21 protein-coding genes and 4 tRNA genes are annotated in these 20,219 nt (G+C 66.5%); 14 read left to right on the top strand and 11 right to left on the bottom strand.

The features are described 5' to 3' along the window. Positions 1–50: 50 nt before the first annotated feature. Positions 51–614, bottom strand: coding sequence for a transcription elongation factor GreB (greB, locus tag DTA15_RS20940; RefSeq protein ID WP_006486618.1), 564 nt, complete (start codon positions 612–614; stop codon positions 51–53). A 129-nt stretch (positions 615–743) separates the two neighbouring features. Here greB and DTA15_RS20935 point away from each other — a divergent pair. The 3 genes from DTA15_RS20935 (at position 744) to DTA15_RS20925 (ending at position 1,101) form a co-directional block, all read left to right on the top strand. Beyond that, positions 744–820: transfer RNA gene (locus DTA15_RS20935), tRNA-Arg, on the top strand. A gap of 66 nt (positions 821–886) precedes the next feature. Next, positions 887–963, top strand: a tRNA-Arg gene (locus tag DTA15_RS20930). 61 nt (positions 964–1,024) lie between these two features. Continuing rightward, positions 1,025–1,101 (top strand) — tRNA-Arg (locus DTA15_RS20925). A gap of 190 nt (positions 1,102–1,291) precedes the next feature. Here DTA15_RS20925 and DTA15_RS20920 read toward each other — a convergent pair. The 4 genes from DTA15_RS20920 to DTA15_RS20905 form a co-directional block, all read right to left on the bottom strand. Then, positions 1,292–3,658 carry a RelA/SpoT family protein gene (locus DTA15_RS20920; protein ID WP_006486667.1) on the bottom strand — a complete coding sequence of 789 codons (2,367 nt, stop codon included), beginning with the start codon at positions 3,656–3,658 and terminating at the stop codon, positions 1,292–1,294. A gap of 63 nt (positions 3,659–3,721) precedes the next feature. Continuing rightward, positions 3,722–3,925 (bottom strand): DNA-directed RNA polymerase subunit omega, encoded by a 204-nt coding sequence (gene rpoZ / locus DTA15_RS20915; RefSeq protein WP_006025620.1) that lies wholly within the window; start codon positions 3,923–3,925, stop codon positions 3,722–3,724. A gap of 58 nt (positions 3,926–3,983) precedes the next feature. Beyond that, positions 3,984–4,667 (bottom strand): guanylate kinase, encoded by a 684-nt coding sequence (gene gmk / locus DTA15_RS20910; RefSeq protein ID WP_006486663.1) that lies wholly within the window; start codon positions 4,665–4,667, stop codon positions 3,984–3,986. 7 nt (positions 4,668–4,674) lie between these two features. Next, complete coding sequence (locus DTA15_RS20905; RefSeq protein ID WP_006486665.1) at positions 4,675–5,598, bottom strand: YicC/YloC family endoribonuclease; 924 nt, start codon at positions 5,596–5,598, stop codon at positions 4,675–4,677. A gap of 175 nt (positions 5,599–5,773) precedes the next feature. On the opposite strand from DTA15_RS20905, the gene rph reads away from it, so the two are divergent. The 9 genes from rph to DTA15_RS20855 all read left to right on the top strand — a co-directional run bounded on the left by rph (position 5,774) and on the right by DTA15_RS20855 (position 12,262). Next, positions 5,774–6,514 (top strand): ribonuclease PH, encoded by a 741-nt coding sequence (gene rph, locus DTA15_RS20900; RefSeq protein WP_006486647.1) that lies wholly within the window; start codon positions 5,774–5,776, stop codon positions 6,512–6,514. Continuing rightward, complete coding sequence (gene rdgB, locus DTA15_RS20895; RefSeq protein ID WP_006486636.1) at positions 6,507–7,133, top strand: RdgB/HAM1 family non-canonical purine NTP pyrophosphatase; 627 nt, start codon at positions 6,507–6,509, stop codon at positions 7,131–7,133. The genes rph and rdgB overlap by 8 nt, the downstream gene beginning before the upstream one ends. Before the next feature lie 34 nt (positions 7,134–7,167). Further along, positions 7,168–8,382 carry a radical SAM family heme chaperone HemW gene (gene hemW / locus DTA15_RS20890; protein ID WP_006486659.1) on the top strand — a complete coding sequence of 405 codons (1,215 nt, stop codon included), beginning with the start codon at positions 7,168–7,170 and terminating at the stop codon, positions 8,380–8,382. A gap of 44 nt (positions 8,383–8,426) precedes the next feature. After that, a tRNA-Ser gene (locus DTA15_RS20885) sits at positions 8,427–8,514 on the top strand. A gap of 141 nt (positions 8,515–8,655) precedes the next feature. Continuing rightward, positions 8,656–9,051 carry a hypothetical protein gene (locus DTA15_RS20880; RefSeq protein ID WP_006486642.1) on the top strand — a complete coding sequence of 132 codons (396 nt, stop codon included), beginning with the start codon at positions 8,656–8,658 and terminating at the stop codon, positions 9,049–9,051. A 230-nt stretch (positions 9,052–9,281) separates the two neighbouring features. After that, the gene (locus DTA15_RS20875; protein ID WP_006486651.1) at positions 9,282–9,575 is read left to right on the top strand and encodes a hypothetical protein; all 294 of its coding nucleotides are present in this window, start codon (positions 9,282–9,284) and stop codon (positions 9,573–9,575) included. Positions 9,576–9,872: 297 nt separating this feature from the next. After that, a complete protein-coding gene (locus tag DTA15_RS20870) occupies positions 9,873–10,364 on the top strand; it encodes an energy transducer TonB family protein (protein ID WP_006486614.1) in 492 nt (163 codons plus the stop codon). A gap of 305 nt (positions 10,365–10,669) precedes the next feature. Next, positions 10,670–11,980 carry an MFS transporter gene (locus DTA15_RS20860; RefSeq protein ID WP_006486616.1) on the top strand — a complete coding sequence of 437 codons (1,311 nt, stop codon included), beginning with the start codon at positions 10,670–10,672 and terminating at the stop codon, positions 11,978–11,980. A 102-nt stretch (positions 11,981–12,082) separates the two neighbouring features. Next, positions 12,083–12,262, top strand: a complete 180-nt coding sequence (locus tag DTA15_RS20855) for a hypothetical protein (RefSeq protein WP_006486620.1) — start codon at positions 12,083–12,085, stop codon at positions 12,260–12,262. Between the two features lie 16 nt (positions 12,263–12,278). On the opposite strand, the gene waaC is transcribed toward DTA15_RS20855, so the two are convergent. Next, positions 12,279–13,274 carry a lipopolysaccharide heptosyltransferase I gene (gene waaC, locus DTA15_RS20850; RefSeq protein WP_006486655.1) on the bottom strand — a complete coding sequence of 332 codons (996 nt, stop codon included), beginning with the start codon at positions 13,272–13,274 and terminating at the stop codon, positions 12,279–12,281. Between the two features lie 190 nt (positions 13,275–13,464). Between waaC and DTA15_RS20845 the strand changes: the two genes are divergently transcribed. Next, positions 13,465–15,027 carry a chloride channel protein gene (locus tag DTA15_RS20845; protein WP_006486634.1) on the top strand — a complete coding sequence of 521 codons (1,563 nt, stop codon included), beginning with the start codon at positions 13,465–13,467 and terminating at the stop codon, positions 15,025–15,027. 116 nt (positions 15,028–15,143) lie between these two features. Here DTA15_RS20845 and DTA15_RS20840 read toward each other — a convergent pair whose 3' ends face one another. The 5 genes from DTA15_RS20840 to DTA15_RS20820 all read right to left on the bottom strand — a co-directional run bounded on the left by DTA15_RS20840 (position 15,144) and on the right by DTA15_RS20820 (position 18,426). Beyond that, positions 15,144–15,545: a YXWGXW repeat-containing protein gene (locus DTA15_RS20840; RefSeq protein WP_006486632.1), complete on the bottom strand. Its 402-nt coding sequence runs from the start codon at positions 15,543–15,545 to the stop codon at positions 15,144–15,146. Positions 15,546–15,706: 161 nt separating this feature from the next. After that, positions 15,707–15,961 (bottom strand): cell division topological specificity factor MinE, encoded by a 255-nt coding sequence (gene minE / locus DTA15_RS20835; RefSeq protein ID WP_006486661.1) that lies wholly within the window; start codon positions 15,959–15,961, stop codon positions 15,707–15,709. 12 nt (positions 15,962–15,973) lie between these two features. Then, entirely contained in the window at positions 15,974–16,789 is an 816-nt protein-coding gene (gene minD, locus DTA15_RS20830; protein ID WP_006486674.1) for a septum site-determining protein MinD, read from the bottom strand. A gap of 59 nt (positions 16,790–16,848) precedes the next feature. After that, entirely contained in the window at positions 16,849–17,634 is a 786-nt protein-coding gene (minC, locus tag DTA15_RS20825) for a septum site-determining protein MinC (protein ID WP_006486623.1), read from the bottom strand. 168 nt (positions 17,635–17,802) lie between these two features. Beyond that, a complete protein-coding gene (locus DTA15_RS20820; RefSeq protein ID WP_226244688.1) occupies positions 17,803–18,426 on the bottom strand; it encodes a GNAT family N-acetyltransferase in 624 nt (207 codons plus the stop codon). A 556-nt stretch (positions 18,427–18,982) separates the two neighbouring features. On the opposite strand from DTA15_RS20820, the gene DTA15_RS20810 reads away from it, so the two are divergent. After that, positions 18,983–20,143: an alkane 1-monooxygenase gene (locus DTA15_RS20810; RefSeq protein WP_006496590.1), complete on the top strand. Its 1,161-nt coding sequence runs from the start codon at positions 18,983–18,985 to the stop codon at positions 20,141–20,143. The last annotated feature ends 76 nt before the right edge of the window (positions 20,144–20,219 follow it).

The following is a 20,219-nucleotide window of genomic DNA, read 5'->3' as shown; positions in this document are numbered from 1 at the left end:
AAAGCGCCCCGTCGGGGCGCTTTTTCTTTGCCGTGCCGCACCGTCGACGCTCAGGCGTCGCCCCGTGCCGGATACCGGACGTCGAGTATGTCGATCGGCTGGGGGCCCGCCGGCGTCATCAGCGTGACGGTATCGCCGATCTTCGCCTTGATCAGCGCACGCGCGACCGGCGAAATCCAGCTGACGCAGCCGCGGTCGAGATCGACCTCGTCGATCCCGACGATCGTCACCGTATGATCCTCGCCGTCCGGCGTCTCGTAATCGACCGTCGCGCCGAAAAACACCTGGTCGACATTCTCCTGTCGGCTCGCGTCGACGACTTCCGCGAGGTCGAGCCGCTTCGTCAGGAAGCGGATGCGGCGATCGATCTCGCGAAGCCGCCGCTTGCCGTAGATGTAGTCACCGTTCTCCGACCGGTCACCGTTCGATGCGGCCCACGACACGAGCCGCACGACTTCGGGACGCTCGACGTCGATCAGGTTCAGCAGCTCGTCCCTCAGCCGCTTGTGGCCGGCCGGCGTGATGTAGTTCTTCGCGCCCGCCGGAATCGCGGGTTGAGCCGGGTCGAGATCGTCGTCGTCACCGTCCGACTCTTTGACAAACGCCTTGTTCATGATGCAGATTCAACGTGGATGACTGATCCCCCCAAGGGTACACGAAGGGGGCCGGCCAAGGTCATGCGCCCTAATTCGCGAATAAGGCTTCCCTTTTTATACGACTCTGCTATACTTCCGCTTCTGCGTGCGGCTGTAGCTCAGTTGGATAGAGTACTTGGCTACGAACCAAGGGGTCGTGGGTTCGAATCCTGCCAGCCGCGCCACTTTTTCGAGGGCCTTCCCAACCGAAGGCCCTTTCAGTTCGAAGCAGTAGAAGTTTGTTGTTGCGTGCGGCTGTAGCTCAGTTGGATAGAGTACTTGGCTACGAACCAAGGGGTCGTGGGTTCGAATCCTGCCAGCCGCGCCACTTTTTTGGGGGCCTTCCCATCGCAGAAGGTTCCGACAGTTGAAGCAGTACCGTTTTGCGTGCGGCTGTAGCTCAGTTGGATAGAGTACTTGGCTACGAACCAAGGGGTCGTGGGTTCGAATCCTGCCAGCCGCGCCACCTTAAAAGGGCTTTCCTCCGGGAAAGCCCTTTTTCTTTTTGCGCCCCTCCTTCGTTCGCGCCATCATCCGCACGCCTTGGGCAAAGCACCGGCAACGTCGCGCGCGCTTTCGCCGGCCCCAATGAAAACGGCGGCCATCGGCCGCCGTCCGTCGATCAACGCATTCACCCGCGAGGGTGCGCGTCAGCGTCAGTAATCCTGCCGCTCGCGCTCGATTCGCATCCCGCCGTCATGGCGCGCATGCGCACCGTCGTCAGTCCAGCGCTCGCGCATGATCCGCATCACGTCCGGATTGGTTCTCACGCGCCGCATCACGTTCGCGAGGTGCACGCGGTCGCTGACCTGGATCACGAAGCGCAGCACCGTCGATTCGTGCGTCAGATCCTCGTCCATCGCAATATGGACGATGTTCGCGTCGGCCGACGTGATGTCCGCGGCGACGCGCGCGAAGATGCCCTTCGTATTCTTCACGAGCGCCTTCACCGCGACATCGAACAGACGGCCCGGCTGCGGCGCCCATTCGACGTCGATCCAGCGGCCCGGATCGCGGCGATGGATGCGCTGCGCGACCCGGCAATCCGTCGTATGAATCGCCATGCCCAGACCGATGCCGATGTAACCCATGATCGCATCACCCGGAATCGGCCGGCAGCATGCGGACAACTGCACGGACATCCCTTCGGTGCCGGTGATCACGACCGGCGGCGCATGATGCGCGGGATGCCGCTCGGACTTCGGCAGATCGTCGTCCGCATCGCGGCCGCTCATCAGCACCTCGATGCGCTTGGCCATCACCGCGGCGACGCGACGGCCGAGACCGATATCCGCGAAGATTTCCTGACGGCTCTTGTTGCCCGTCCACTGCACGAGCTTCTCCCACACTTCCGGCTCGACGTCGGCCAGCGCGAGACCATAGCCCTTCAGGCTCTGGTCGACGAGCCGCTCGCCCAGTTGCACGGACTCGTTCAGGCGCATCGTCTTCAGGTAGTGACGGATCGCCGAGCGCGCCTTGCCGGTACGCACGAAGCCCAGCCACGCGGGGTTCGGCTTCGAATACGGCGCGGTGATCACCTCGACGATGTCGCCGCTCTTCAGCTCGGTGCGCAACGGCAGCAGCTCGTTGTTGATCTTCACGGCCACGCACTGGTTGCCGAGATCGCTGTGGATCGAATACGCGAAATCGAGCGCCGTCGCGCCGCGCGGCAGCGCCATGATCTTCGACTTCGGCGTGAACACGTAGACCGCATCGGGGAACAGGTCGATCTTCACGTGCTCGAGGAATTCGCTCGAATCGCCAGCCTCGCTCTGGATGTCGAGCAGCGACTTCAGCCACTGGTGCGCGCGCTTCTGCACGTCGCTGAGATCCGCGCTGCCGTTCTTGTACAGCCAGTGCGCGGCGACCCCCGCCTCGGCGATCTCGTGCATCTTGCGCGTACGCACCTGGAACTCGATCGGCGCGCCGAACGGGCCGACGAGCGTCGTGTGCAGCGACTGATAGCCGTTGATCTTCGGGATCGCGATGTAATCCTTGAACTTGCCGGGCACCGGCTTGTACAGCGCATGCAGCGCGCCGATGCACGTGTAGCAGTCGAGCGGGCTGTCAACGACGACACGGAAGCCGTACACGTCGAGCACCTGCGAGAACGACAACTGCTTGTCGCGCATCTTGCGATAGACGCTGTAGATGGTTTTCTCGCGGCCGGTGATCTCGGCGTCGATCTTCGCGTCGGCCATCGCGCGCTGCGCGGCCTCGAGGATCTTGCTGATCACTTCGCGGCGATTGCCGCGCGCGGCCTTCACGGCTTTCTCGAGCGTCGCGTAGCGATGCGGGTTGAAGTTCGCGAAGCTCATGTCCTGCAGCTCGCGATACGTGTTGTTCAAGCCGAGCCGGTGCGCGATCGGTGCGTAGATGTCGAGCGTTTCCCGCGCGACGCGGCGGCGCTTTTCCATCGGCACCGCGCCGAGCGTACGCATGTTGTGCAGGCGATCGGCGAGCTTGACGAGAATGACGCGCACGTCGCGCGCCATCGCGAGCAGCATCTTGCGGAAGTTTTCCGCCTGCGCTTCCTCGCGGCTGCGGAATTCCATCTTGTCGAGCTTCGACAGGCCGTCGACCAGCTCGGCGACCTTCGGGCCGAATCGCTCGGCCAGCTCGTTCTTGGTCACGCCCTGGTCTTCCATCACGTCGTGCAGCAACGCGGCCATCACGGCCTGCGCGTCGAGCTTCCAGCCGGCGCAGATTTCCGCGACGGCGACGGGATGGGTGATGTAGGGCTCGCCGCTCTGGCGATATTGACCGAGGTGGGCTTCGTCGCTGAAGTGGAACGCCGCCTTGACCTCTTTGATTTCGTCCGGACCGAGATACTCGGCAAGCGCGGCGGTCAGTTTCGCGATCGAAACGACGCCGTGCTTGCGCGGCTGCTCCGGCGTGGCGGTCGGCCCGAACAGATGCCGGAAGGACTGTTCGAGGACCGCGTCGATGTACTGGCGCGCAGGCGACTGGGCCGTGGCTTCGGTGGTCGAATCCGCGGAGGCGGACGATGGGGTGGTGCTCATATTCGCCTCCAGGTCGAGTCGTTGCGCGCGTGGACTACATGGCTGGAACGGGCCGGATGCGCGTTACACCGGCACCTTCTTCAGCATCTCGACGCCGACCTGGCCGGCAGCGATTTCGCGCAGCGCGACGACGGTCGGCTTGTCGCGGCTTTCGATTTTCGGCGTATGGCCTTGCGCGAGCTGCCGCGCGCGATAGGTGGCGGCGAGCGCCAGTTCGAAGCGGTTCGGGATTTGCTTCAGGCAGTCTTCGACGGTAATGCGAGCCATGTTGGTAATTCCTTCTGAATATAGTCCTTATTCTACCTTATGTCCCTCGTGCCCCGCGTCATTCCGCGTGGGGCAGATGGACGCCGAGGTCGATGAACAGCTCCGTGTGTCGCGCGTACTGCGAAGCAAAACGCAGGCGCGTCGCCGCGACGATGCATTCGAGTTCCGCGAGCGCACGCTCGAAATTCTCGTTGATCACCACGTATTCCGCTTCCGACGCGTGCGCGATCTCGCTGCCGGCGGCCAGCAGGCGTCGCGTGATCACGTTCGGTTCATCCTGGCCGCGCTTCTTCAGGCGCTCCTCGAGGGCGTCGAGCGACGGCGGCAGGATGAAGATGCCGACCGCGTTGCGGAACTGCTTCTTCACCTGCAACGCACCCTGCCAGTCGATTTCGAGCAGCACGTCGTGACCGTTCTTCATCTGCTCTTCGATCCAGACGCGCGACGTGCCGTAGTAGTTGCCGTGCACTTCCGCGCTCTCGAGGAATTCGTGCGCCGCGTGACGCGCGCGGAAATCCTCGACGGTCGTGAAGTGGTAGTGCTGGCCGTCCTGCTCGCCCGGGCGCGGCTTGCGCGTCGTGTACGAGATCGACAGGCAGATGTCGCTGTCCTTCGACAGCAGCGCGTTCACGAGCGTCGACTTGCCGGCGCCCGACGGCGCGACGACCATGAACAGGTTGCCGGGATAGACGCCGCCATGCAGCGAATGCGACGCGTGGCCGTCGCGGTTAAGGTCGGTCATGTTGCTGTTACTCCAGGTTTTGCACTTGCTCGCGCATCTGCTCGATCAGCAGCTTCAGCGCCATCGACGCATCGGCGAGTTCCTTCGCCGCCGCCTTCGAGCCGAGCGTGTTCGCTTCGCGATTCAGTTCCTGCATCATGAAGTCGAGACGCTTGCCGACGCGGCCGCCCTTCTCGATCACGTGACGCGTTTCGTTCAGGTGCGCGGTGAGCCGCGACAGCTCTTCCGCGATGTCGATCCGGATCCCGTACATCGTCACTTCCTGACGGATGCGCTCCGCGGCTTCCTCGCGCGTGACGACCGTCGAGCCGCCTTCCGGCGCCGCGAGGCCGAGCGCTTCCTGCAGCCGCTCGACGATCTTCTGCTGATGCTTCGCGATCAGCTCCGGCACGAGCGGCGTGATGCGCGCGACGATCGCCTCCATCTCGGTAACGTTCGACAGCAGCATCGTCGCCAGTTGCGCGCCTTCGCGCGAACGCACGACGACGAGCTCGCCGATCGCTTCCTTGCCGCAGGCGAGCACCGCGTCGCGGATCGCTTCCGCGGACACGCCGCTCTCGGCGAGCACGCCGGGCCAGCGCAGGATTTCGCCCGCGCGCAGGCGGCCGACGCCCGGGAACGAATCGAGCACCGCGCGCTCGAGCTCGGCAAGCTGGCCGAGCGCCGACTGGTTCAGCGCGCCCGCGCCGATGCTCTGCTCGCCGCGCTGCAGGTTGATGCGCACGTCGACCTTGCCGCGCGACAGCTTGTTCATCAGCATTTCGCGCAGCGCGGGTTCGCACGCGCGCACGTCGTCCGGCATCCGGAAATTGAGATCGAGGAAGCGCGAGTTCACGGTGCGCAGTTCGACCGACACGCTGGTGCCGCCGTTGCCGGTGGCCGTCACGAGTTCGCGCGTCGCGCTCGCGTAGCCCGTCATGCTGTAGATCATGGTTCGTCTCGCCGTCTGGTGCCCTCGCGGGCGGGGGGGATATGTCGAGGCGCCCGGCGCGTCGGAAAGCGCGGGGCGGCAAGCGCGCATTATCCCATTTTTGCGGACCACCCCGCCGGGCGCGCCCGCCGTTCGGCGCTAAAATCGGGGTTTCCTCTTCTTCCGCGATTTCCCCATGACGTCTTCCGTTTCCCGCCCGAGCGGCCGCCGCGCCGACGAACTGCGCAAGGTCGCCCTCACGCGCCACTACACGAAACACGCCGAAGGCTCCGTGCTGGTCGAATTCGGCGACACCAAGGTGCTCTGCACCGCGAGCGTCGCCGAGCGCGTGCCCGAATTCCTGCGCGAGCGCGGGCAAGGCTGGCTGACCGCCGAATACGGGATGCTGCCGCGCGCGACCCACACGCGCAGCGACCGTGAAGCCGCGCGCGGCAAGCAGACGGGCCGCACCCAGGAAATTCAGCGCCTGATCGGCCGCGCGCTGCGCGCGGTGTTCGATCTCGAGGCGCTCGGCCCGCGCACCCTCCACATCGACTGCGACGTGATCCAGGCCGACGGCGGCACGCGCACGGCCAGCATCACCGGCGCGTTCGTCGCCGCGCACGACGCCGTGTCGACGCTGATCGCGGCCGGCAAGCTCACGCGCTCGCCGATCACCGATCACGTCGCCGCGATTTCGGTCGGCGTGTACGAAGGCGCACCGGTGCTCGACCTCGACTACGCGGAAGATTCGCGCTGCGACACCGACATGAACGTCGTGATGACGGGCGCGGGCGGCTTCGTCGAAGTCCAGGGCACGGCCGAAGGCGTGCCGTTCTCGCGCGCCGAGATGAATGCGCTGCTCGACCTCGCGCAGGGCGGGATCGCCGAGCTCGTGCAGTTGCAGAAAGACGTCCTGGGTGCGAGCCATGCCTGACGACCGCACCGTCGCGCCGCTGTCGCGCATCGTTCTCGCGTCGAACAACCCGGGCAAGCTGCGCGAATTCACCGCGCTGTTCTCGACGGTCGGCATCGAGATCGTCCCGCAGGGCGACCTCGCGGTGCCCGAGGCGGAAGAGCCGTTCGGCACGTTCATCGAGAACGCGCTGACCAAGGCGCGTCACGCGTCGCGGCTCACCGGGCTGCCGGCGATCGCCGACGATTCGGGCCTGTGCGTGCGCGTGCTGCGCGGCGCGCCGGGCGTCTATTCGGCCCGCTACGCGCAGCGCGCGGGCCGCGACAAGGGCGACGCGGCGAACAACGCGTATCTCGTCGAGCAACTGCGCGGCATCGACGACCGGCGCGCATACTACTGTTGCGTGCTCGCGCTCGTCCGCCATGCGGACGACCCGGAGCCGCTGTTCGCCGAAGGTCGCTGGGCCGGCGAGATCGTCGACACGCCGCGCGGCGAACACGGATTCGGCTACGACCCGTATTTCTACCTGCCGTCGCTCGGCGCGACGGCCGCCGAACTCGAACCCACCGTGAAGAACACGCACAGCCATCGCGCGCTGGCGCTGAAGGCGTTGCTCGCGCGGCTCGCGGAGGAAGCATGACCGTACCCGACACCCATTCGCTGCGGGAGGCCGCATGAGCCAGGCTGCGGAAACCGGCGCGCGCGTCGTCGCGACCTTCACGTCGCCCGGCCAGGTGCGCCTCACGTCGCTGCCACCGCTCGCGCTGTACGTGCATTTCCCGTGGTGCGTGCGCAAGTGCCCGTACTGCGATTTCAACTCGCACGAATGGAAAGGCGAGCGGTTTCCGGAAACCGAGTATCTCGACGCGTTGCGCGCCGATCTCGAGCAGGCGCTGCCGCTCGTGTGGGGCCGGCAGGTGCATACCGTGTTCATCGGCGGCGGCACGCCGAGCCTGCTGTCGGCGGCCGGTCTCGACCGGATGCTGTCCGACGTGCGCGCGCTCTTGCCGCTCGACGCCGATGCCGAGATCACGCTCGAGGCGAATCCGGGCACATTCGAAGCCGCGAAGTTCGCGCAGTTCCGCGCAAGCGGCGTGAACCGCCTGTCGGTCGGCATCCAGAGCTTCAACGAGGGGCATTTGAAGGCGCTCGGCCGGATTCACGACACCGCGCAGGCACGCGCGGCCGTCGAGATCGCCGCGAAGAACTTCGACAACTTCAACCTCGACCTGATGTTCGCATTGCCGAACCAGACGCTCGACGAATGCCGCACCGACATCGAGACCGCGCTGTCGTTCGCGCCGCCGCACCTGTCGCTGTATCACCTGACGCTCGAGCCGAATACGCTGTTCGCGAAGTTCCCGCCGGTGGTCCCCGACGACGACGCGTCAGCCGACATGCAGGAATGGATCCATGCGCGCACGGCCGAAGCCGGCTACGGGCGCTACGAAGTGTCCGCGTACGCGAAGCCGAATCATCAGTGCAAGCACAACCTGAACTACTGGCGCTTCGGCGACTATCTCGGCATCGGCGCGGGCGCCCATACGAAGCTGTCGTTCCCGAACCGGATCCTGCGGCAGGCACGCTACAAGCATCCGGCGACCTTCATCGAGCAGGCGAAGGCCGGCGCGGCCGTGCAGGAAGAGCGCGAAGTCGGCGCGCGCGACCTGCCGTTCGAATTCATGCTGAACACGCTGCGGCTCGTCGAGGGCTTCCCCGTGCACAGCTTCGCGGAACGCACCGGCCTGCCGATGAGCACGATCGAGCCGGCGCTGAAGGAAGCGGAGCGGCGCGGACTGATCACGCGCGATTTCACGCAAATCGCGCCGACGCCGCTTGGCCAGCGTTTCCTCAACGACCTGCAGGAATTGTTCCTGCGCGACGACTGAACGCATGAACGAGGCGGCATTTCGGTTACAATGCCGCCTCGTGTGGAAGCGTGGCCGAGCGGTTTAAGGCACTGGTCTTGAAAACCAGCGACGGGAAACTGTCCGTGAGTTCGAATCTCACCGCTTCCGCCAGGAAGTTCGCCGAACCCCGTCCATTCGCAGAATGACGGGGTTTTTGTTTGTCCGCGCGCGTGCGCCCCGCACTTCCCGACGCGCCCCGCCGGATGCCGTTACAATCCGGCGCTCCGATTCGCGAAACGGGAAATCCACGTCATGAAGCCCTTCCTCGTCTCGTCGCTCGTCGCCGTGCTGGCCGCCGCCAGCATGCATGCAGCGGCCGACACCGCCTCCGGCAGCGACGCGCAGGCGTCGTGCGCGATCGCGTACGTGACCGGCGTCGGCGGCTCGCCGCGCGGCCTGAGCGAATACCTCGCGAGCCCGTCGCCCTACAACTACCTGAAGGACAACGACCTCCAGTGCAAGGTCGGCGACGACGGACGCACGTCGAACTGCACCGGCGTGACCTATCTGCGCAACGAACAGGTCAGCGTGTACGACGATTCCGATCCCGCGACGCTGACCGTCGTGGCGCGCGTGGAGCTCGATCATGGCCAGAAATACCCGGTGATCATCGTCGTGCAGCGCAAGAACGCGCGCTGCAAACAATGACGCAGCGCGGCGCGCGAACCCGTCCATCGGAGCTGCACGCGCGTTCGTGCCGAACCTCGCGCGGCATCTGAGCCACGGGCCCGGCAGCGGCCCGTCGTTGCGTCGCACCGCGCCGGACGCCTCCCGGCCCGCCCCGCCATCGCCTAGAATTCGTTCAACACGGCGACACGAACGCCGCCGCGTATTCGATGCCGCACGCGTCACCCTGCGCGCGGCACACGGAGATCGCCATGACCGACCTGTCGAGCGCGACGGAACCCGTCGATTACGAAGGCTTCGAGATCCATGTCGTGCCGGCCGCGATGCCCGGCAGCGACACGCGCTATACCTACACCGGCTACGTGTGCCATCCGGGCGTGAATCCCGCGCTGCCCGGCCATGCGGTGCCGTTCCACGCGGACGGCGAGGAAAGCTTCGCGAGCCTCGACGAGGCCACCCGCGAAGCCGTGCACATCGGCAAGAGCATCATCGACGGCACGCATCCCGACCTGTCGGTACTGTCGCTCGTCACGCACGGCTTCTGAGCCGGCCGGCATCGCTTGCCAGCGTGCGCGCGGCAAGCCGAGGTTGCCGCATCAGATGACCGCGTCGCCCGGCCGGACGAACGCTGCACGCCATCGCTTTCAATCTTCCAACAGGCGCGTCCACCGCGCACGCTGTCACCTGGCGCGTCACATCGCGATGTGCAAGGTACGACGCGGCACCCGGCCGTCATCATCAGCAATAGCAGCGACCGGTCCCGCGCGTTATGCGTTTCTCCCCATATCGCCGCGCGCCGGTACGCCTATCATTTTTTTATCGTCCCTCCTGGCCATCACCTCATGCGCCCCCTTCTCCGTCCGCGCGTCGCGCGGCTTCGTGTTGCGACGCTGGCCGTCGTCGCCCTGCTTGCCGCGTGCACGATCACGCCGCCCTCGTCGCTACGCTCGGTCCTGACGATTCCGTCGGTCACCCGCAGCGGCAGCCTCGACCAGTATCGCGTCGAGGTTGCCCATCGTGTCGCCGAACGCAATCCGTCCGGCATGCTGCACGGCACACCGCAGGCGATGCTGCGTTCGCTCGTCGTCGTCGCCTTCACCGTCGATGGCAGCGGCCGCGTGGTGAACGCATCCGTCTACCGCAGCAACGGCGACAGCGAAGCGGAAGCGCTCGCGCTCGCGTCGCTGCGCCGCTCGGCACCGCTGCCGGCCCCGCCGTCGCGGCTGCTCGACGGCAACGGCCGGCTCGAACTGATGGAAGGCTGGCTCTTCAACGACGACGGCCACTTCCAGCTGCAAAGCACCGCCTCCGCGCAGGCGCAATCGATCGATTGACGCGCCGCCGCAGCCCGATTGCCGGTGAGCGGCGGCGCTGGCTATAATTTTCCGCACTCGCGCGGCCATCACGCCGCGCGTGCGTTCGCGCGCCCCACCCGGCAAGCGAGCCGACCACGCCGGCACCGGGCGGCGGCGACGTACCCGTCTCCATCGTCGACCGGCGGGTGACGTCCGCGCCACGGCGCGCGTCCACGCCGCCACCGCGTCATCCGCATCATCCTCTGCTCGGCTGCGCCCGGCAGGTCGTCGCCTGCCCGAGCGCACGCTCAGCCGACCGCCCCAACGACAAAACGGAGACATCCATGTCCGCATCCCCCCCGGCCGTTGCACACGCAACCGGTTCGGCCGGCGCCGTCAGCCACCGGCGCATCGTGTTCGCGAGCTTCATCGGCACCGCGATCGAGTTCTACGACTTCTACGTGTACGCGACGGCCGCCGCGCTCGTCATCGGCCCCGTGTTCTTCCCGCACGGCTCCGCGACGGCGCAGGCGCTGTCCGCATTCGTCACGTTCGGCATCGCGTTCATCGCACGCCCGATCGGCTCGTTCCTGTTCGGGCACTTCGGCGACCGTATCGGCCGCAAGTCGACGCTCGTCGCCTCGCTGCTCGTGATGGGCGTGTCCACCACCGCAATCGGCTTCGTGCCCGGCTACGACGCGATCGGCGCGCTCGCGCCGGTGCTGCTGTGCGTGCTGCGCTTCGGTCAGGGGATCGGCCTGGGCGGCGAATGGGGCGGCGCGGCGCTGCTCGCGACCGAGCATGCGCCGCAGGGCAAGCGCGGCTGGTTCGGGATGTTCCCGCAACTGGGGCCGTCGGTCGGCTTCCTGATGTCGAACGGGCTGTTCTTCGCGCTCGCGCTGTCGCTGTCCGACGAGCAGTTCCGCAGCTGGGGCTGGCGCATTCCGTTCCTCGTCAGCGCGGTGCTCGTCGCGCTCGGGCTGTACGTGCGGCTCAAGATCACCGAAACGCCCGCGTTCCAGGCGGCCCTCGAGCGCAACGAGCGCGTGCGCGTGCCGGTCGCGACGCTCGTCACGCAGCACTGGCAGCCGACGCTGCTCGGTGCGCTCGCGATGGTCGTCTGCTACACGCTGTTCTACATCTCGACGGTGTTCTCGCTGTCGTACGGCGTGTCGGCGCTGCATATTCCGCGCCAGAGCTTCCTCGGCCTGCTGTGTTTCGCGGTCGTCTTCATGGGGCTCGCGACGCCGCTGTCCGCATGGGCGTCGGACCGCTTCGGCCGCAAGCCGGTGCTGGTCGTCGGCGCGATCGCCGCGCTGCTGTCGGGGTTCGCGATGGAGCCGCTGCTCGGCAGCGGGTCGATGCCGCTCGTCGCGCTGTTCCTGACGATCGAGCTGTTCCTGATGGGCGTGACGTTCGCACCGATGGGCGCGCTGCTGCCGGAACTGTTCCCGACCAACGTCCGCTATACGGGCGCGGGCGTCGCGTACAACCTCGGCGGGATTCTCGGCGCGTCGATCGCACCGTATATCGCGCAACTGCTGGCTGCGCGCGGCGGCCTGTCGTGGGTCGGCGGTTACGTGTCGGTCGCGGCGGCGATCAGCCTGATCGGCGTACTGCTGATGCGCGAAACGCGCGACGCATCGCTCGTCTGACCCTCCGGGGCGACCCGGGTTGTGCGGCGGCGGGCGATGCCTATACTCGATCCTGGGCGCGTCGTCGCGCGCCCGGTCCCGCCCCGACAAGGAGCCGCCGCGATGAATATCCGCCTCGCCAATGCCGACCTCGTCCTGATCCTCGCGCTCGCGCTGGGTGGCGCGTTGCTGCTCGCGCTGCGGTTCCGGCCAAAGACCTGGCGCGGCCTCGTGTTCGAGGCGCTGCTGGCGAATCTCGCGGCGATCGCCGCCGTCGTCACGGTCGAGGCGCTGCTGGCGTAACTCCGCCCGGCAGCCGTCAGGCTACCGCCCGCACCGGCAACACGTCGTAGACCGGTCCCACGGTATCGATTGCCTTCATCGCGTCGTCCACGCTCGGCGCGGCGCCGGACTCACCGATCGACAGCGCGTGCGGTGCGCCGCCGATGCCGAAGTGGGCGCGCGAGGTGGCCACGAAAATCATCACCGTCGGACGCCGCAGCGCGTGCGACAGATGCACCATCCCCGTATCAACACCGATGACCAGCGCCGCCCGGCTCATCGTCGCGGCGAGTTCGCCCAGCGACATGGCCGGCAGCACGACCGCGCCAGGCGCCTGCATCGCGATCTCCTGCGCGTCGCGGTGCTCGGACGACGAGCCCCATGGCAGCAGCACGCGCAAGCCGCGCGCCATCATCCGGGTAGCCAGTTCAACCCAATGGCCGGTCGGCCATTTCTTGTCGGAATTCGACGTCGCGTGGAACAGCAGCATGAACGGCGCACCCTCGTTAACTGCGGGCGGCAACGTGACGTCGGGCGGTTCGATCCCGTACGAGGCGATACCCTCGGGCGCATAGCCGAGCGCTTCGCCCGCGCTGATGCGCATGCCGTGCCACGCATCGCATGCAGGCTTCGGGCCAAAACGATGCGAATACGCAAAACGCGCCCCTGTCTCGCCGAGATCCGGGGTCCGGTAACCGACGCGGCGCCCGGCGCGCGCCAGCGCCGCAATGATCGCGCTCTTGTAGACGCCGTGCAGATCGATGACCGCGTCGTAGCGGTGCGCACGCAGCGCACCGATCGACGCCGAGATCGCCTTCAGGTCGCCGGCGTTGCGCATTTTCTTGAAGCGGCGCAGCGGCGCGCACAGGACGGTGCTCACTCCCGGATGCCAGCGCACGATCTCCGCACACGATTCGTCCACGGCCCAGTCGACCGACACGCCGGGAAAGGCGCGATGCAGGTCGGCGACGACGGGCAGCGTCTCGACGACGTCGCCGAGCGATGTCACTTTTACGATAAGAATGCGTTTCACGATGTGCGGTATTCCTGACTGGCCATTCGGCATGCTAACGACGGTTGCGGTGCGCATACATTACGTCAACATTACATTTGCAACAAATTGCATCTCTTTTGTGAATTTTTGTCGCGCCTTGCGGGCGTTTGTCGTCCCCGCTGGCATCCGGTTCTTTTTATAATTCATTCTTTGCCTCCGGCCCGAGCCAATGCCGCGCCCCGCCCTTCCCTCGCTGTTCCCCGCCCTCACCCGCCGCTCGCTGCGAATCTGGCGCCAATATGGTGTTTTCTGGCTCGGCGCGATCGTCGTCGGCCTCGCCGCCGTACTGTACGCCCGGTTGATCGACTGGGGCTACGAGACTTTCCGCGCGATGCGCGATCACGCCGTCTGGCTGCCGCTGCTGCTGACGCCGGCGATCGCCGCGATGTCGGTGTGGGTCACGCGCCGTTTCTTCCGCGGCGCCGAGGGCAGCGGCATCCCGCAGGTGATCGCGACGCTGCATGCGCGCCCGAGCGCATTCGGCGCCCGGCTGCTGACGCTGCGCATCCTGTTCGGCAAGATACTGATCTCGTTCCTCGGCATCCTCGGCGGCTTCACGATCGGTCGCGAAGGGCCGACGGTACAGGTCGGCGCGGCGCTGATGTTCAACCTGCGGCGCTTCTACCCGCGCTCGAACGCGCAGATCGAACGCCAGCTGGTGCTGGCCGGCGCGGCGGCCGGGCTGTCGGCCGCATTCAATACGCCGCTCGCCGGCATCGTGTTCGCGATCGAGGAGCTGACCCGCAGCTTCTCCGCGCGCGCCAGCGGCGTATTGATCACCGCGATCATCCTCGCCGGCGTGGTCGCGCTCGGCCTGAACGGCAACTACACGTATTTCGGCACCATCGACACGGGCCTCCATTTCCCGAAACTGCTGGCGGTCGCGGTGCTGGTCACCGCGATCGTGACGGGCATCGCGGGCGGCCTGTTCTGCTGGCTGCTGCTCAACACGGGGCGTTGGCTGCCCGCGCAACTGCTGGGCCTGTATCGCGAGCGGCCGGTCACGTTCGCCGCGCTGTGCGGCTTCGCGATCGCCGTCGTGGGGCTCGTGTCCGGCGGCACGACGTTCGGCAGCGGCTACGCCGAAGCGCGCGGCCTGCTCGACGGCAGCCAGCAGTTGTCGGTGTTCTATCCGTTCCTGAAGATGGTGTCGATGGTCGCGTCGTACCTGCCGGGCATCCCGGGCGGGATCTTCGCGCCGTCGCTGTCGATCGGCGCCGGCTTCGGCAATCTGCTGCATGCGGTGTTCACCAACATGAGCCTGCCGATGCTGATCGCGCTCGCGATGGTCGGCTATCTGGCCGCCGTCACGCAGTCGCCGATCACGTCGTTCGTGATCGTGATGGAAATGATCAACGGTCATGCGCTCGTGATTTCGCTGATGGCGACCGCACTGGTATCGAGCCGCGTCTCGCGCTTTTTCGCGCCGCCGCTCTACGAAACGCTCGCGCAGCGCTATCTCGCGCCGCCCGTCGCGGCCGCCGCACCGGCCGCGGCAACCGCGGCGGCCGCTGCGAGCAACGTGACCGATGTGACCGAACCCCAAGACGCGAACGCGGCCCCTGCCGATCCGCTCGATACGCTGCGCGACGAAGATGGCAGCGAGCCGGCCGCTACTGCGGCAGCCGACAGCGCCGCGCATGCGCCGGCGCCGGCGCCGCACGATGCCGGACCGGCTGCGACCGACGCGAACGGTCCGGCGCAACAGCACGGCCCGCGCGACGCTCAATAGATCACGACGGGCGCCGGCCGGTAGTAGACCGGCCGCGCCGGCACGACGATGCACCCGGCCAGCGTGATCGCGACGAGCACGATGGCGATTGCGGTTCTTTTCATCGCGCGCCTCCATCAGGCCCAGTGGCCACGCGTCCAGAACCAGTTCGGACCGCGCTGGTCCCAATGCCCCGGCACCCATTGCATGCCGACGCGCTCGGTTTCCCAGTGGCCGCCGATCCATACGTAGCGGCCATGATCCCAGCGCCAGTGTCCGCGCTCCCACACATAGCCCACGCGCATGGCCGGTACGACCTCGTAGCGCACGGGCGGTGGCGCATTCGGCGCGACGACGACGATTTCCTCGGTGCGCACGGCAACCGGCTCCGCGATCACCATGCGGCCCTGCGGCGCGACCACGGGCGTGCCGACGAGAATCTCGTCGGCCTGCGCGGCAAACGGGGCGACGACGGCCGACAGGCCCGCGGCGAACAGCGCGAGCGAAACGATACGACGGGAAACGGTAGGGACAGCCATCGGAACCTCCTGGTTGAACAAGTCACGCGAGCGTATTCGTTCAATGCGGGAAGGTCGATTACGGCCGACAGGCGCCGTGTTACGGCGTGCCCGAAAATGCAACAGGGCGTAAGACGCGCACGGCGGCGGACGCCGCCGTGCGGAGGGACACGCGCCAAGCGTCAGGCTTGCGGGATCTCGATCTTCACTTCGAGGACTTCGAGATCGTCCTGGCGCTCGAGGCTCACGCGGATGTCATCGTTCGAAATATGGACGTACTTCGAGATGACCGCGACCAGCTCTTTCTGCAGCGCCGGCAGGTAATCGGCCGGCGGCCGGCCGCCGACCCGCTCGTGCGCGATGATGAGCTGCAGGCGCTCCTTCGCGACCGATGCGGACTTCTTCTTCTCGCCGAGGAGAAACGAAAGGATGGACATGGGCGGCCTCCGTTACTTGCTGCCGAAGAGGCGCTGCAGCAGGCCCGGCTTCTGGTAATCGGTGAAGCGCAGCGGCTTGTCCTCGCCGAGGAAGCGCGAGACGACGTCCTTGTACGCTTCCGCGACGTCGGTGCCGTCGATATGCACGGCCGGCAGACCCTGGTTCGACGCGTGCAGCACGGCTTCCGACTCGGGCACCACGCCGATCAGCTTGATGCGCAGGATCTCGCTGATGTCCTCGAGCGACAGCATCTCGCCTTCGCTCACGCGCTTCGGGCTGTAACGCGTGATCAGCAGGTGTTCCTTGATCGGCTCCTTGCCTTCCGTCGCGCGTTTCGTCTTCGACGACAGGATGCCGAGAATGCGGTCCGAGTCGCGCACCGACGACACTTCCGGGTTCGTGACGATCAGCGCTTCATCGGCGAAGTACATCGCGTGCAGCGCGCCGGCCTCGATACCGGCCGGCGAATCGCAGACGATGTATTCGAAGTCCATCGCGACGAGGTCGTTCAGCACCTTCTCGACGCCGTCGCGCGTCAGCGCATCCTTGTCGCGCGTCTGCGACGCCGGCAGGATGAACAGGTTCTCGCACTTCTTGTCCTTGATCAGCGCCTGGTTCAGGTTCGCTTCGCCCTGGATCACGTTCACGAGGTCATACACGACGCGACGCTCGCAGCCCATGATGAGATCGAGGTTGCGCAGGCCGACGTCGAAGTCGATCACGGCCGTCTTGTGGCCGCGCAGCGCGAGACCCGACGCGAAGCTCGCGCTCGTCGTCGTCTTGCCCACGCCGCCCTTGCCCGAGGTCACCACGATGATTTTTGCCATTTACCCAATACCCTGTGTTCGTCAATGAGAGCCGACCGATCCGGAGCGCACCGCGTGAATCACGTCAGGCGCAGCGGTTCGATCATCAGTTTTTCCTCTTCGAGCCGGATCTGCACCGATTTGCCCAGTACGTCGGCGGGCAGCGGGTTCTCGGTCGTTCGATAGATACCCGCGATCGAAATCAGTTCCGGTTCGAGACACGTGCAGAAAATGCGCGCGTCGTGATTGCCGTGCACGCCCGCGAGGGCGCGGCCGCGCAACGGCGCGTAGATGTGGATATTGCCTTCCGCGATGATTTCCGCGCCGTGACTGACCGGCGCGAGCACCACGAGGTCTCCTTTCGCGTAAATCTGCTGCCCCGAACGCAACGGCCGGTCGATCACCAGCGTCTGGCCTCCGGCCTGCAAGAGCGTCGGCACGGGGTCCGACGACTGTTCGGGCGCCGCTGCGGCTGCCGGAGCGGCGGCGGCCTCGACGGCTAGCACAGCCGCCGGTTCCGCTTCGTCGGCAGGTTTCGCGGCCGGCGCGCGGCGATCGCGCGCCTCCAGCAACGGCAGGCCGGCTTCCCCCGCCCAGCCCTGCGTTGCCAGTGCGACGACGCCCACCGGACGCATCCGCACGTCGTTCAGCATCTGGCGGATGTCCGCGAGCGCGACGCGTTCGCCGTCAGCCAGGCGGCGGACGTCGATCGCGACGACATCGTCGGCGAAAAACTCGGGAGTCGCTTCGAAGCGCTTGACCAGTTCGGTACGCAACGCATCGAGATCGGTCGTCTTCACGGTGAACAGCAACGTATCGACCGATCCGCTGCGCAGCTCGAAGAATGGCGATTTTTTAAGCGACATGGACACTCTGCAAAAAATTTTTGCGTATTTTACAGGCGTCCACGCGTGCGGCCATTATTTTTGGGACTCGGGGTCGCGGCGGCCCGGGCGGACGCGCGACCGGCAGGGGGCAGGCAGGCGGGCGACCGGGCTGTCATCGCGCCGCGCGGCTGGCGTTTCGCGGTCGCGTCAGTGCTTCACCTGCGATACGAACAGCGATTTCATCGCGCCGGGCATCCGGGCGATCGGCGCATGTTCGCCGGTGTTGCCGAAACCCGCGCGCTCGTAGAAGCGGATCGCGTTGCGGTTCGCATCGGCGATCCACGCGTAGACGTCGGTGGCGCCGCGCTCGGCGAGCCACGCGGTGGCCGTCTCCAGCAGCAGCACGCCGCCGCGCAGGTGACGCACCGCGTGCGCGACCCACAGTTCGCTGACGAACGCGCGCCGATCGGGCGTGTTGTCGAAATACGCGCCGATCATGCCGGCCGGATGGCCTTCGGTGTACAGCAGGAAAGTCGTCGACTCGTCGGACACGGCGCGCTGCGCGGCGATCGCCGACGCTGCGTCCGCTTCGACGGTCAGCAATTCGGCCTCCGGCGCTTCGCCGGGCGCGTAGGGCTCACGCAGCGATGCAGCGCGGAGTTCGCGATACACGCCGCCCTGATCGGCAGCGATACGACGAACGGTCAAGGTCGAACTCATGCAGGCACAGCCCCCTTCGGACAGCAAGCTATTAGCTTCAACCGAAAGCGGGGCATGAGTCAAATCGTAATTTTCAAATGGCGGCGCGGATCGAAAGGCAGCAAGTGTCATCAGCGACGACACGCGCCGATCGGTGTGCAGGTGCAGCATCGGTGCATCGACGCAGGCGGTCGGACGGTGAACGTGCCGCCCTCGCTTGGCGCATCGCCTCGTTCTCCTTGCCATGCATGGCCACCCGGTTTCAAGTCGCGCTGAATGGCCGCGCGGCGGCCGTAATGCTGCGTAATATAACCAAACGAAAAACACGCTGTGCCAATCCTTCGTCACCGTCTTTATTGCGACGCAACATTTGTTGCAGCCCCATCACCCGGCATGCGTTCGCCGCGCGCCGGGCCATTCATCCGACGAACGCGACGCTCCGTGCGGGTCGATCCGCCCTCGCCTGCATGTTTCAATCGGCGCGTGTCGGCCCTTCCCGGCGCGCGGTGCGCGCACCCCGCCGTTTGGAGCGCCGCGCCTAGCGCCGGCGTTTGGCAAGCGCGCGCACCGGTCGTATAACAGGCAGAACCGGGCGACGATCCGGAGGCCGCCGCGCACGTCGCGGACCACGAGGATTCGAACAATCTTGCATGCGGCCGCCCGCGGGCCGGCCGACTGGAGGGAGACAATGGCAATGACCGACGAATCGGCTTCGGGCTGGTCGGATGGCAAGCGTTACCTGTGGCTGCTCGGCGCGCTGACGATCACGCTGCCGATCCTCGCTGCACAGCTCGCGCTGTCGACGGGCCTGCATGTGTTCTGGTGGTTCGGCCCGCTGTTCGCGTTCGGCGTGATCCCGATCCTCGACACGCTGATCGGCGACGATCGCGACAATCCGCCCGAGGCCGTCGTGCCGCATCTCGAACGCGAGCGCTATTACCGGTACATCGTCTATCTCGCGACCTTCGTCGAATACGTCGCGTTCTTCATGTGCGTGTGGATCGTCGGCACGCATGCGCTCGCGTGGTACGACTATGTCGGCTTCGCGCTGTCGCTCGGCGCCGCGACCGGGATCTCGATCAATACCGCGCACGAACTCGGGCACAAGACCGACCGCTTCGAACGCTGGCTCGCGAAGATCACGCTCGCGCCGGTCGCGTACGGCCACTTCTACGTCGAGCACAACCGCGGCCATCACGTGCGCGTCGCGACGGCCGAGGATCCGGCGAGCGCGCGCTACGGCGAGTCGTTCTGGGCGTTCCTGCCGCGCACGGTGACCGGCAGCATCCGCTCGGCGTGGCGGCTCGAAAAGGCGCGCCTCGAACGGCTCGGGCAGTCGCCGTGGACCTGGCGCAACGAAGTGCTGCACGCGTGGGCGATGACCGCCGTCGTGTGGGGCATCGCGATCGCGATGGCCGGCAAGGTCGTGATTCCGTTCCTCGTGATCCAGGCCGTCTACGGCGCGTCGCTGCTCGAAGTCGTGAACTACGTCGAGCACTACGGGCTGGGCCGTCGCAAGCTGCCGAGCGGCCGCTACGAACGCTGCACGCCGCAGCATTCGTGGAACAGCAATCACGTCGTCACGAACCTGTTCCTGTACCAGTTGCAGCGACACGCCGACCATCACGCGAATCCGACGCGCTCGTACCAGGCGCTGCGCCACTTCGACGATGCGCCGCAATTGCCGGCCGGCTACGCGACGATGATCCTGTTCGCGTACGTGCCGCCGCTCTGGTATCGCGTGATGAACCCGCGCGTCGTCGCCCACTATCGCGGGGACATGGCGCAGTCGAACATCAAGCCGTCGATCCGCGACAGGGTGCTGGCGCAGTATCCGGCGGCGGCGTGATGGTTCTGTGAGGGCTGCGTAGAAACTGGTGGGCGCACCGGCTGCCGGTTTTGCACGCGTGCGCGGTGCGGCAGCC

Origin of the sequence: Burkholderia cenocepacia (assembly GCF_900446215.1) — a bacterium.
GTDB classification, from domain to species: Bacteria; Pseudomonadota; Gammaproteobacteria; order Burkholderiales; family Burkholderiaceae; genus Burkholderia; species Burkholderia cenocepacia.
The sequence above is the reverse complement of the archived record's forward strand: the minus strand, read 5'-3'. Positions and strand labels throughout refer to the sequence as shown.

What these genes read in the sequence shown, in the direction of transcription:
- DTA15_RS20920 (WP_006486667.1), bottom strand. Translation starts at nt 3,658, where the DNA reads ATGAGCACCACCCCATCGTCCGCCTCCGCGGATTCGACCACCGAAGCC.
- DTA15_RS20870 (WP_006486614.1), top strand. Translation starts at nt 9,873, where the DNA reads ATGCGCCCCCTTCTCCGTCCGCGCGTCGCGCGGCTTCGTGTTGCGACG.
- DTA15_RS20840 (WP_006486632.1), bottom strand. Translation starts at nt 15,545, where the DNA reads ATGGCTGTCCCTACCGTTTCCCGTCGTATCGTTTCGCTCGCGCTGTTC.
- minE (WP_006486661.1), bottom strand. Translation starts at nt 15,961, where the DNA reads ATGTCCATCCTTTCGTTTCTCCTCGGCGAGAAGAAGAAGTCCGCATCG.
- greB (WP_006486618.1), bottom strand. Translation starts at nt 614, where the DNA reads ATGAACAAGGCGTTTGTCAAAGAGTCGGACGGTGACGACGACGATCTC.
- DTA15_RS20875 (WP_006486651.1), top strand. Translation starts at nt 9,282, where the DNA reads ATGACCGACCTGTCGAGCGCGACGGAACCCGTCGATTACGAAGGCTTC.
- gmk (WP_006486663.1), bottom strand. Translation starts at nt 4,667, where the DNA reads ATGACCGACCTTAACCGCGACGGCCACGCGTCGCATTCGCTGCATGGC.
- DTA15_RS20855 (WP_006486620.1), top strand. Translation starts at nt 12,083, where the DNA reads ATGAATATCCGCCTCGCCAATGCCGACCTCGTCCTGATCCTCGCGCTC.
- minC (WP_006486623.1), bottom strand. Translation starts at nt 17,634, where the DNA reads ATGTCGCTTAAAAAATCGCCATTCTTCGAGCTGCGCAGCGGATCGGTC.
- hemW (WP_006486659.1), top strand. Translation starts at nt 7,168, where the DNA reads ATGAGCCAGGCTGCGGAAACCGGCGCGCGCGTCGTCGCGACCTTCACG.
- DTA15_RS20880 (WP_006486642.1), top strand. Translation starts at nt 8,656, where the DNA reads ATGAAGCCCTTCCTCGTCTCGTCGCTCGTCGCCGTGCTGGCCGCCGCC.
- rph (WP_006486647.1), top strand. Translation starts at nt 5,774, where the DNA reads ATGACGTCTTCCGTTTCCCGCCCGAGCGGCCGCCGCGCCGACGAACTG.
- DTA15_RS20810 (WP_006496590.1), top strand. Translation starts at nt 18,983, where the DNA reads ATGGCAATGACCGACGAATCGGCTTCGGGCTGGTCGGATGGCAAGCGT.
- rdgB (WP_006486636.1), top strand. Translation starts at nt 6,507, where the DNA reads ATGCCTGACGACCGCACCGTCGCGCCGCTGTCGCGCATCGTTCTCGCG.
- minD (WP_006486674.1), bottom strand. Translation starts at nt 16,789, where the DNA reads ATGGCAAAAATCATCGTGGTGACCTCGGGCAAGGGCGGCGTGGGCAAG.
- DTA15_RS20905 (WP_006486665.1), bottom strand. Translation starts at nt 5,598, where the DNA reads ATGATCTACAGCATGACGGGCTACGCGAGCGCGACGCGCGAACTCGTG.
- DTA15_RS20860 (WP_006486616.1), top strand. Translation starts at nt 10,670, where the DNA reads ATGTCCGCATCCCCCCCGGCCGTTGCACACGCAACCGGTTCGGCCGGC.
- DTA15_RS20820 (WP_226244688.1), bottom strand. Translation starts at nt 18,426, where the DNA reads ATGACACTTGCTGCCTTTCGATCCGCGCCGCCATTTGAAAATTACGAT.
- rpoZ (WP_006025620.1), bottom strand. Translation starts at nt 3,925, where the DNA reads ATGGCTCGCATTACCGTCGAAGACTGCCTGAAGCAAATCCCGAACCGC.
- DTA15_RS20845 (WP_006486634.1), top strand. Translation starts at nt 13,465, where the DNA reads ATGCCGCGCCCCGCCCTTCCCTCGCTGTTCCCCGCCCTCACCCGCCGC.